10 protein-coding genes are annotated in these 11,750 nt (G+C 37.4%); 6 read left to right on the top strand and 4 right to left on the bottom strand.

The genetic code is table 11. The features are described 5' to 3' along the window. The 4 genes from AC0KSB_RS13750 to AC0KSB_RS13735 form a co-directional block, all read right to left on the bottom strand. A partial coding sequence (locus AC0KSB_RS13750) for a hypothetical protein (protein ID WP_472310265.1) occupies positions 1-806 on the bottom strand: 806 nt, incomplete at its 3' end. After that, positions 790-1,548 (bottom strand): DUF5317 family protein, encoded by a 759-nt coding sequence (locus tag AC0KSB_RS13745; protein ID WP_472310261.1) that lies wholly within the window; start codon positions 1,546-1,548, stop codon positions 790-792. The genes AC0KSB_RS13750 and AC0KSB_RS13745, both read right to left, overlap by 17 nt. A gap of 14 nt (positions 1,549-1,562) precedes the next feature. Beyond that, complete coding sequence (gene leuS, locus AC0KSB_RS13740) at positions 1,563-4,049, bottom strand: leucine--tRNA ligase (RefSeq protein WP_472310259.1); 2,487 nt, start codon at positions 4,047-4,049, stop codon at positions 1,563-1,565. A gap of 70 nt (positions 4,050-4,119) precedes the next feature. Next, positions 4,120-4,953 (bottom strand): TraX family protein, encoded by an 834-nt coding sequence (locus AC0KSB_RS13735; RefSeq protein ID WP_472310257.1) that lies wholly within the window; start codon positions 4,951-4,953, stop codon positions 4,120-4,122. 171 nt (positions 4,954-5,124) lie between these two features. Between AC0KSB_RS13735 and mreB the strand changes: the two genes are divergently transcribed. The 6 genes from mreB (at position 5,125) to AC0KSB_RS13705 (ending at position 11,729) form a co-directional block, all read left to right on the top strand. After that, a complete protein-coding gene (gene mreB, locus AC0KSB_RS13730; RefSeq protein ID WP_472310255.1) occupies positions 5,125-6,135 on the top strand; it encodes a rod shape-determining protein MreB in 1,011 nt (336 codons plus the stop codon). 532 nt (positions 6,136-6,667) lie between these two features. After that, positions 6,668-9,010, top strand: a complete 2,343-nt coding sequence (gene rho / locus AC0KSB_RS13725) for a transcription termination factor Rho (protein ID WP_472310253.1) — start codon at positions 6,668-6,670, stop codon at positions 9,008-9,010. A gap of 119 nt (positions 9,011-9,129) precedes the next feature. Further along, positions 9,130-9,330 carry a 50S ribosomal protein L31 gene (rpmE, locus tag AC0KSB_RS13720; RefSeq protein ID WP_472310251.1) on the top strand — a complete coding sequence of 67 codons (201 nt, stop codon included), beginning with the start codon at positions 9,130-9,132 and terminating at the stop codon, positions 9,328-9,330. Between the two features lie 174 nt (positions 9,331-9,504). Continuing rightward, the gene (locus AC0KSB_RS13715; RefSeq protein WP_472310249.1) at positions 9,505-10,617 is read left to right on the top strand and encodes a DUF1385 domain-containing protein; all 1,113 of its coding nucleotides are present in this window, start codon (positions 9,505-9,507) and stop codon (positions 10,615-10,617) included. Then, on the top strand, positions 10,598-11,497 hold the full coding sequence (gene prmC / locus AC0KSB_RS13710) for a peptide chain release factor N(5)-glutamine methyltransferase (protein WP_472310247.1): 900 nt from the start codon (positions 10,598-10,600) through the stop codon (positions 11,495-11,497). Before AC0KSB_RS13715 ends, prmC begins: the two co-directional genes overlap by 20 nt. A 25-nt stretch (positions 11,498-11,522) precedes the next feature. Further along, positions 11,523-11,729: a DUF951 domain-containing protein gene (locus AC0KSB_RS13705; RefSeq protein WP_472310245.1), complete on the top strand. Its 207-nt coding sequence runs from the start codon at positions 11,523-11,525 to the stop codon at positions 11,727-11,729. Positions 11,730-11,750: the final 21 nt, after the last annotated feature.

The following is an 11,750-nucleotide window of genomic DNA, read 5'->3' as shown; positions in this document are numbered from 1 at the left end:
ATAGTGAATGCAAGATTAATTACTTCGCGAACTTCAATTTGATTGTTTTCAGTTACGACGGCTTGCTTTGAGGGTGCTCCGATAGTAAGGAAAATTGAAGTTGTACCCCATTCATAAAGATGATGATAAGGTGCATCAATTTGTAGACTGCCCAAATTAGAAATAAAGATACTGCTATGCATCGGATCAAGCTTGCAAATGGAAATGGGTAACCAGCCGTGATAATCAAGCCAGGTCAGAAAACGAACTGCACTGCGAATAAATGGTCTTGGAATATTCATTACATAATTGAATAAATTGACAATACCATGCCTTTTTTTCTCATTAGACATAGCTTTTTTTCTAATGTTTCGAACTGCAAAACGTATTTCCTTGGATAAATTTGCTAAACCAGGATTGGCATCAAAATTTAGTACAACAACCTCTTCTTTTGCTTCGTCATTAAAAGCTCTTTTGATAACAAAAGCTGTGGAAATATTATTGCGCTGGTAAATTCTCTGTCCGCAAACAAATCTGTTAAGGTGCGGTCTTTCATTAATTGTTTGAACAAGAGCAGACATTATTACATGAAAAAATGTAGCTGCTGATCTATCTGGTTTTTTTTCTGAAGATTGACTTTTGGGAATTGGCTCATAGTTTAAATGATTAATTTCAGAAAGCCAGATACGTAAATTTGTTATGTCAATTTGTTGTCTGAAATAAACTGCAGATTCATTTCGTTTTTTCATAATGAAGGGGAAAAAACGCATCATAGGATCGATCGTCTTAAGGTATACGCCATCTTTTCTGCTAAATTTTGATTTCATCTAGTCCTCCATGAACCTTGCTGCTTTCAAACAACATTGAGAAAATCACCGTGAAGAATAAGGATACGGCTATGATCAGTTCGGCAGGACTGATGTATGAAAAGCCACTGGGAAGAAGAAATGTCAATTTATCCAATTTTATTGTTTGTCCAAGCTCTGGCAGTATAGTGTCATCAGTAATTACCCTTTTGAAATATAGAGCATCATTTCTGATGCCCTGCTCAATTACCGGATCATCAATTTCTAAAAGATAATTTTCGCTAATTGGCATAAGACCCTGATTATTGAGTAAAACGGCAGCATGCGCAACAATGCCTACTGCAAGAAAAACCATTGCAATTGCATATAAAAAAGAAACTACGAGTAGTTTGTAGTCTTTGCTAAAAGATAAAGTGTTTTTCAAAAAAGAGCCTTTCGGATCGATTTTTCTGTTTGTTTTGTACTTTATCAAGATTGATTTTATTGTAGAAAATATTTTAATAACTACAGTTACAATATTAGTCAGAACAATCAATGTAAAAATAATATGTGAAGAACTAATTAGACCTTTGAGAATTTGGTTATTATCACGCCAGAGAATATCTCTGTCTAATAAAATTATAATCTGAGGTGCTGCTGCTAATACTGCAGCCGGCAACAGTAGCCAGAGCAGATTTATCTGCTCCAGCAACAATGCCTTGGGACGCCTTGTAATAATTAGACCGGCTATTAAGCCGATTATAATGGAAAATGCATATAACATATTTTGCTTAAGTCCTATTTAGCAACCAGATTAGCCAGGCGGCCTTTTACGTAGATGAATTTTACGGTTTTACGGCCTGCCATAAAGCTTTCATAATTACTGTCGCTTTCCACCAGCTCACGAACCTGATCCTGATCTGCATCGCTAGGGATATTTATTCGGAATTTTACCTGCCCGTTTATCTGAACGGCAATTTCGATAGTATCTTTTATAAGTGCTTTTTCATCTAATACTGGCCATGTGCTTAGGAAAACTGATTCATTCTGACCAAGTTTCTCCCACATTTCCTCACAAAAATGAGGCGCAAAAGGTGACATAAGTTTGATCAGGTCTATCGCAACCGACCTAAGAAAGCTTAAAGAGTTTTTAAGATCATTAGCTTGCATGTATTTGTTGATCGCATTAAGCAATTCCATCATTCTGGAAATTGAAGTATTGAACTGGAATTTTTCAGCGTCTGTGGTTACTCCGCGAATCGCATAATGTCTTGCATAGTTAAGATCTTTTTCCTGTTGCCCTAAAGTATCTTTATCATAATCAAAACCTGACTGTGATGCTGAAGACAATTCTTCAATCAATTTCTCTACCCTTGAAATAAACTTGACAATTGCCTTTACACCGTCGTCACTCCATGGTCCGCCCTCGGTATAGGCAAAACCAAAGCCGAGATACATACGGAAAACATCGGAACCATGATCTTCAATATATTCGTCAGGAGAAATCGTATTACCACGTGACTTAGACATTTTTTGACCGTCTACACCTAATATTGTTCCCTGATGAACAAGAGATTTGAATGGCTCGTCAAAATCAAGATATCCCATATCCCTCAGGGCTTTGGTAATGAAACGTGAATATAGTAAATGCATTGCGGCATGCTCTGCTCCACCTATATATTTGTCTACAGGGCACATATTGTTTACTTTTTCTCTGGAAAAAGCCTGTTTATTATTTTTATTATCAACATATCTGAACTGATACCATGATGAACACACAAAAGTATCCAAAGTGTCAGCATCTCTTTGGGCTTGCCTGCCGCAAGTTGGACATTTAGTATTTATGAACTCAGCGCATTTTTTTAATGGAGATTCACCATCTGGTGTAAATTCCACATTATATGGCAATTCTACCGGCAGCTGATCTTCTGGAACAGGAACAACACCGCAGTGATCGCAATATACTATCGGAATAGGCGTACCCCAGTATCTTTGTCTTGAAACAAGCCAGTCTCTGAGACGATAATTTATTTTCATGCTTCCTTTGCTACTGCTCTTTAATGTTTTAACAATTTCACTTATTGCATCCGCTGACTTTAGACCTGTAAACTGATCACTGTCTACCAAAATTCCTTTTTCCGTAAAAGGCAGAGCATCATCGCTGTTATCAGAAGATGAGATGACGCGTTTTATTGGCAAATTAAATTTTTGCGCAAACTCATAGTCACGTTCATCATGCGCAGGAACCGCCATTACAATACCTGTTCCATAACCGGCAATGACATAATCCGATGCCCAGATCGGAACCTCCTGGCCTGTAATTGGATGTACTGCGTATGAACCTGTAAAAACACCAGTTTTTTCACGTACAGTAGACATTCTCTCAATGTCACTTATTTTTCTGGTCTGAGATTGATATTCAGAAACTTGAGCTTTACAATCTTCCGTAGTTAAAAGATCGCAAAGATCACTTTCAGGAGCGACAACAACATAGGTTACTCCCATTAAAGTGTCTGCTCTTGTAGTAAATACCGGAAGAGTAACTTGGCTTTTATTTTCATCTAGCAAAGCTTGTCCATTTTTTTGGGCTCCAAAGATAATTTCCGCGCCCTCTGATCTGCCAATCCAATTTGTTTGGATTTTCTTTGTTTTCTCCGGCCAGTCCAGATCCGGCAAACAATCAAGCAGCTCCTGTGCGTAATCTGTGATTTTAAAGAACCATTGGGTCAGATTTTTTTTGGTAACCTCTGCATGACATCTTTCACATTCCCCTTCTTCAACCTGCTCGTTAGCAAGAACAGTCTGACAATCGGGACACCAGTTTACAGGTGCATTTTTGCGATAAGCAAGCCCTTTTTTATACAACTGGAGAAATAACCACTGATTCCAACGATAATAATCAGGCATACAGGTAGCCAGTTCATGTTCCCAATCAAAAAGACCACCCATTTCGCGCAACTGCTTTTCCATTGTTTTTATATTATTCAATGTGCTGTCTTGAGGATGAATACCGGTTTTGATTGCATAGTTTTCTGCCGGCAGACCAAATGCATCAAAACCCATTGGCTGAAAAACCTCATATCCCTGCATCTTTTTCATTCTGGCCCATGAATCAGATAATGAGTAATTATACCAGTGCCCGACATGCAAATTGGCACCGGAAGGGTAAGAAAACATTTCAAGAACATACATTTTTTCTTTTGTACTATTCTCGTCAAAACGGTTCAAGCCGTTATCTTCCCATTTCTTTTGCCACTTGCGATCAATATTTACAGAATAAGCCATTTCTAAAACCCCTTCTTCTTTTGCTTAAATAAGGGTTATTTTATCACAAATAGCATCAAATACCATAGTATCAGCCGATAAGACTAAAAATTAGAGCCAATGCAAAAATATGCAAAGGGTAAAATAAATAGAATGCATATTTTGCCCAGACAGGAGGTTTTTTGTCACGAATATGCCTTATGCATATTGGTATCGAAAGTAATGAGAACAACTGAAGAATAGCCCATGCTGTTATTTGTGGATAAAAAATAATCCTATAGGCCATGAATATAATGTTCAAAGGAATAAGAAACTTCCAGATTCTTTTTTCCCAATTGGATTCATCCTGTTTGTCAATCGCGATGTAAATAAGCAAAACAGTCATCATTCCGTAGATTTCATAATCAGGACGAAGCCATATTGCAGCTAAAAAAGCTATAAACATTACTAAGGTTCCAAGAGGTAAACCTATCTTGGGATCGAGCTCTATTCCACCTAGATTGATTCTGACATTATATGTTTCAGGAACTCCTTTTACCGGCAATGTGCCATCTGCTGCAGCAATAGGACGTAAACTGGCTACGACATCTTTCCAAGAAAATCTTGCTATCTGGTAACCTGCAATCAGAACTACAGACAAGGCAAAAGTTACAAGTACATTTGTTCCAGGAATATTTACTCCTGCCATTTGATTTGAATACCTTATAATCAATTCAGAGATTATTGCAAATACAGCAAGTCTTGTAAAATACAAAAAAATGTTATGACTTCGTATATATCCTCTGGCGACATGCCATGCAAAGATAGGAAAAGCAAGTCTGCCGAATGTTCGCAATAGCAATGCTAAAAAAGGTGGCAGAAAACTATCGAAATAAAATCCTATATGATCAAGTAACATAAAAAGGCAAGCTAGCAGTTTAAGCACTAAATGATACCTCCAGGTAAAGGACTTTTGACAACTATAATTATTGATTATATTATCAACATATTGTATCATTGTATGGCGTGAGCAACAATTGAACATTATAGGTAAATAACCTGTTTAATAAATTTTAATAAGTCGGATATATATCAGACCGCAGGAGAGGAAAACCACATGGGATTAGGGATGGATATCGGAATAGACCTAGGCACAGCTTCAGTACTTGTATATGTAAAAGGAAAAGGAGTTGTTCTCAGAGAACCTTCGGTGGTTGCAATTAATTCAAAAACGGGCAAAGTTCTGGCCGTTGGTGAAAGTGCAAGTTTAATGCTTGGAAGGACACCAGGTATTGTAGATGCAATCAGACCATTGAGAGATGGTGTCATATCAGATTTTAAAGTTACCGAGGTTATGTTAAAGGCTTTTATCGGACGTGTATGTCGTGGAGTTAGAGCAAAATATTTCAAACCAACAATAGTAGTTTGTGTTCCAAGTGTCATAACTCCTGTTGAACAAAAGGCTGTTGAAGATGCATGTAAACATGCAGGAGCAAAGGATGTTTTCCTTATCAGAGAACCAATTGCAGCTGCTATAGGTGCTGGTATAGATATTGCCAAAGCTTGTGGAAGCATGATAGTTGATATCGGAGGAGGAACAACGGATATAGCTGTTATATCATTGTGCCAACCTGTTGTTGATTATTCTCTTAAAGTAGCTGGTGACAGATTTGACGAAGCGATTGTTAAGCATGTTCGTCGCAAACATAATATTTTGATAGGTGACCGCACTGCGGAAGAACTTAAAATAAATATCGGCTGTGCGTATCCCAGAGAAGAAGAACTGACAATGGAAGTTCGCGGCAGAAATCTAATTACAGGTTTGCCAGCAACTATTTCAGTTTCCTCAACAGAAATGTTAGAAGCTTTGGAAGAACCGGTAAGCCAGATTTTTGAAGCAGTTCATTCCGTACTTGAACGCACTCCCCCTGAGCTTATGGCTGATATCAGTCAAAGAGGAATCGTCCTCACAGGTGGTGGAGCATTGTTATTTGGTTTAGATAGAATGTTGTCTGCCAAAATAGGTATAGATGTAGTAGTAGCTGACGATGCTGTTTCCTGTGTTGCAATAGGAACAGGACGTGCTTTGGCGATGATGGATAAGTTTGCTGCTTTGAGCGATGCCTGATAATATTTTTGCAAATAATACCTTTAGGAAAAAATAGTAGTTAATATCTAAAAAAGCTGTTGCATAATTTGCAACAGCTTTTTAATAACAAATATGTAGATAGTAGGAAAATTAAACGAGATCAAGCATCACTATAGAGCAAAATTGGAGATAAAAGACATGTAGTTTTGTATCGATTTTGCAAAGTTGCTCAGAGATATGGGTTTGTAAAACAAGCAAATTGGGAAATAGATGTTGAAGAAACCCTAAGAATTTAATATAAGCTCCTTAATAAAATAGCATTTTTCACTGATTTGTAACTTTTTTTGCAATTTTGCTTAGCTTTTCCTTGACGTGAGCCATTTCTGTCAATATAATTTAGTCAGATTCTTGAACGAAATTTCATTTTATTGACATTCTCTGTTCTCCATGAATAGGTCTGCGGACTGAATTTGCATCTTAGACAGATTCTTTTGCGTTTCTCAAGGATTGCTTCATAAACTATTGATACTATTAAATTTCGCCAATTATTTTGGCTATACGAGGTGATTGAATGCCTTTATCCAATCTTTCAGGCAAGACCAAGGCTGATCTTGTTGTGCTTGCTGAATTATCCGGTTTGTTAACTTTAACCCAAGCCAGAAAAATGACTAAGCCTGAGCTGATTAATTTTCTGCAAAATGCTGAACAAAAATCAGAGAATGTTGAGCAGAAGCCACCAGTTGAACAAAAATCCGAAAAAAAAGAGAAAGCAGTAAGAGAGAAAAAAACTACTACTGTTAAAACATCGACGGCTAAATCTTCAGCTGCTAAATCTTCAACTTCTAAACCCTCAGTTAAAGCAAAATCAAAAGCGCCAGTTAAAAAGACGCCTGTCAAAGTTGAAACAACTGAAAAGGCAAAGACTGTAGCCGAGGCAAAAGAGAATATTTCAGGTAATGTTGAAAAAACATCTTCTGAAAAGGAGAGCGAGTCTGTTGCACAAGTAAGTGAAACGAAAAAAGGTTCCTTACCTGCAAGGCGACGCACTACCAAGAAACCATCTGCCGAGAAAACTTCTGTTGAAGAACCAGAGAATAAACAATCTAAAACAGTCGAAGCAAAAGTGGAGACTAAAGATAGTAAGCCTGCAAGCTCTTCTGTCAGAAAAACAAGAGGTAGAAGAACAACAAAACAGACTACAGAAAAAGAATCTGCAGTCAAAAAGGCTCCAGAGCAACAAACTGCTGACAAAAAAACTCCGGAGAAACCTGTAGAAAATGAAAGTGCCAAAGCTGAAACCCGCGAAACAGAAATTAAGTCTGAGACACAAAAAGCACCTGCCAAAAAAACTACAGCTTCAAGAGGAAGAACACGCAGAGCGAAAGTTGAAGAAAAAACTATAAAAACAGAAAATGTTGCTTCTGGCGAAATTTCTGCGCCGGCAGGCGTAAGTTCTGAAATTAAGGAAAACGAATCTGTTGCATCAATAGAGAGTGCTAAACCTGGTATTTCTGATAATATTTCTTCCGAAGTAAAGAAAGAAACAACTGAGGTCAAAAGTCAATCTGAGCAGTCGGAAAAAGTTCAGACACCGCCTGAATCGGTGGGAAATAAAGAGCAAAGAAGACCTCTTCAGACCAATGCTCCTTTAAACAATGAAATTAAAAAACAAAATGATAATAGATCTAAGCGTACTGCTGTAGAACAGGGAGAACTTGTTGCCGGGACTTTGGAAATTATGCCGGATGGCTATGGCTTTTTGCGTAAAGATAATTATCTTCAGGGAAGCAAGGACATATATGTACCACCACAATATATAAGACGCTTTAATCTGAGAACAGGTGACTATGTAACCGGTCCTGGCAAGCTTCAGCGCGAATCAGACCGATATCAGGCTTTGCTATATATAAAAGAAGTAAATGGAATGCCTCCAGAAAAAATGATCCGCAGACCTAAATTTGATCGTCTGACACCTATTTACCCTGATGATAGATTTAGGCTTGAAACTGCAAGAAATGAACTTTCCACAAGAATAATTGACCTGTCTGCACCCATAGGCAAAGGTCAAAGAGGGATGATTGTTTCGCCACCTAAAGCAGGTAAAACAATTTTGCTCCAAAAAATAGCTAATGCAATCAGCATAAATAATCCAGATGTAAAACTTATCGTGCTTTTGATTGATGAAAGACCGGAAGAAGTTACGGATATGCAAAGGTCTATTAAAGGTGAAGTTGTTTATTCAACTTTCGACAAAACTCCTGAAAATCACGTGAAAGTAACTGAGCTGGTTTTGGAGAGAGCTATGAGGCTTGTTGAGTTAAAGCAAGATGTAGTAATACTTCTTGATAGTATGACAAGGTTAGCCAGAGCATATAATCTTACTATTAACCCAACAGGAAGAACTTTGTCCGGTGGGCTTGATCCCGGAGCTTTATATGGACCCAAAAGATTTTTTGGTGCGGCAAGAAATATTGAAAATGGCGGCAGTCTGACAATTATTGCTACCTCATTGATTGAAACCGGATCAAGAATGGACGAAGTAATTTTTGAAGAGTTTAAGGGAACAGGCAATATGGAAGTATATCTTGACCGCAAGCTTTCTGAAAAACGAATCTTCCCTGCGATAGATATAAACCGTTCAGGCACAAGGCGTGAAGAATTACTGATGACAGAAAAAGAGCTTGATGCTGTCTGGACAATCAGAAAAGCTTTCAGTCAGCTTGACACCGCTGCCGTCACTGAGACGATCATTAATCTTCTGCTAAAAACTCAAAACAATGAACATTTTACTTCTTCTGTAAATGTTTCTTTTAATGACAAGAGCGTATTTGAAGCTATGAGAGGAACTCGTCCTAATGGACAGGCAAACGGCAATAATTCATCAAATGGAAATAATAATGGTAATAATAGATAATATTGTTGACATCTAAATGCTAATAGTATAAAATCTGTTAAGCATATTGGAATCTGGTATGGCATACGTGTCAAGGCAATGGGCAAAGATACGCGCTATACTCTTGAGAGGTGATAGAAATGAGAAGTGGAATTCATCCTGATTACGTCAAAACAGCTGTACGTTGTGCTTGTGGCGAAACTTTTGAAACTAAATCGGTTAAGACAAGTATGACAGTTGATATCTGTTCAAAATGCCATCCTTTTTATACAGGCAGGCAGAAACTGATAGATACAGGCGGACGTGTTGATAAATTCAAAAAGAGAATGGAACAGAAATAATTACTATCGAAGGGAGGCTGGGAGTAACCAACCTCCTTTTTCTTTATTGAATTTCATGAGATAATAAGGAGCAATAAATAATGCTTTATCGCATTATCTGATATTATGAGTCAACAGGAGGTAGATTATCGGTTTGATTATATGAGATATAATTTTGCTGATACCTGATTAATTATGGAAAAAATTAAAACAAAAAAAGAAGAAGCGGAATGCAAAAAAACAACCATAGGTGGACAGGCTCTGATTGAAGGTTTAATGATGATAGGTCCGGATAAAAAAGCTATGGCTGTTAGACGTTCAAATGGAGAAATAGTCGTAGAAGAACTTCCTGCTAATAAATGGTCTGGTTCTGCTAATATTCCTTTTGTACGAGGTTCGGTAAGATTATTCAGACAGCTTGTTTCAGGTACAAAAGCCTTATTGAAATCTGCTGAATATATGGAAGAGGGTATGGAAGAAGAAACTGCCCCAAGCAGTCCTTCCGCAGTATCTGTAGCAGCTGCTGCAACTGTAGAAGGTATATCTGCTGCAGATATACCTGAAGCTGAAAAAACAGAAGCTGATCAGCAGAGTGAAAAAATAAATACTGTTGAAAGTGTTAAAGTAGAAAAAAAGCAAAGTAAACTGGATATGTTTTTAGAAAAGCATAGTGACTTGATGCTTTATTTTTCTGCAATTTTAGGAATACTTTTCAGTATAGTTCTTTTCATCCTTTTGCCTGGTCTTTTAACAGATCTTCTTAGAGAGTATGTTTTTAAGAGTGACCTTACCTCCAGAAGTGCTACTTTATCACTTGCTTTGGTTGAAGGTGTTATCAGAATTACTATTTTTGTTTCTTACCTTGTGCTGGCTTCAAAAATGAAGGATATAAAAAGAGTATGGATGTATCATGGTGCTGAGCATAAAACCATTGCCTGCTATGAAGCAAGAGAAGAACTGACTGTTGAAAATACCAGAAAATTTAGTAGATTTCATCCTAGGTGTGGAACAGCTTTTATGTTTACCGTAATCATAGTTAGTATCATTGTATTTGCTTTTTTAGGTTGGAGAAACCGTTGGCTTAATATGTTGATTAGATTTGCTTTGGTACCTGCAATAGCTGGTATATCGTATGAAATAATACGCATTACAGGACGCTTTGATAATAAATTTACAAGAGCTATTGCAGCTCCGGGTTTGTGGATGCAACGACTTACTACTGCCGATCCTGATGACAGTATGCTGGAAGTTGCAATAACCGCAATGAAAGCTGTTTTGCCAAAAGAAGATGATAAAGACAACTGGTGAATTATTGAAAAATATTGCTACCATAGAAGATCTGAAAATATATGCTGTAAATGAAATGACAAAAGCAGATATAGATCTTCCTCTTTCTGAGTTCAGATATTTGATGAGAGATATTTTGGAATATGATATGTCCAGTTTGATTACCGAAAACAAAAGCATTCTTTCCGATGTTCAAAAAGTAAAATTTCTGCAGGCCTTAACCAGGCGCTTGAAAAGAGAGCCTTTTGCTTATATTACAGGTAAAGCAGATTTCTTTGGCCGTGAGTTTGATGTGGGAACAGGTGTTTTGATCCCCAGAGCTGATACAGAAATACTAATTGAAAAGGTTCTTGAAAAAAGTGATCTTCTGCCGGCAGAAGTTTTTTTACTTGACACCTTTACAGGTAGTGGTTGCATTGGTATTACACTGGCTTTAGAACTGATTGCAAAGGGTTTTAATGTAAAACTTAATTTGGCCGATATCAGTCCTGAAACTATGGAATTTGCTGTTAGAAATATTAATCGCTACGGACTTGCTGAAAGAACAGAAACTTTTATAACTGATATTTGGCCGGCAAGACCAGATGCAAAGAAATACGATCTTATATCTGCAAATCCTCCTTATATTGAAGCTGATGTAATCCCTCGTCTTCAGGCAGAGGTTTATCTTTATGAACCTGTCCTTGCGCTTGATGGGGGCAAGGACGGATTAAATTTGTATCGACGTTTATTTGCCGAAGCTGGTAAGTTTCTTGCTCCGGAAGGTTTTATGATTTGTGAGCATGGTTATGATCAGGCTAATGATATAAGAACACTTGCAGATGAAAATGGTTGGGATAAAATAGAAATGCACAATGATTATGGTGGCAATCCAAGGGCTGTTATCTGCAGTAGAATATAAGTATGTAAAAGGAGGCTTTGTCTATATGTCATCACAATTTGAATTATATCCTTTTAAAGTAGGAGAGCAGCTGCAGCTCAAGAAAAAGCATCCTTGTGGTGGATTTATTTGGCAAGTGACCAGAACAGGTGCAGATATTGCTCTTAAATGTCTGACTTGTGGTAGACTTATGACATTGCCGCGAAGACAATTGGAAAAAGCGATAAAAAAGATTATTATGGTTGAGACATAAACTGACTTGATTGAGGTAAAA

Source organism: Ercella succinigenes (genome assembly GCF_900002895.1).
The sequence above is the reverse complement of the archived record's forward strand: the minus strand, read 5'-3'. Positions and strand labels throughout refer to the sequence as shown.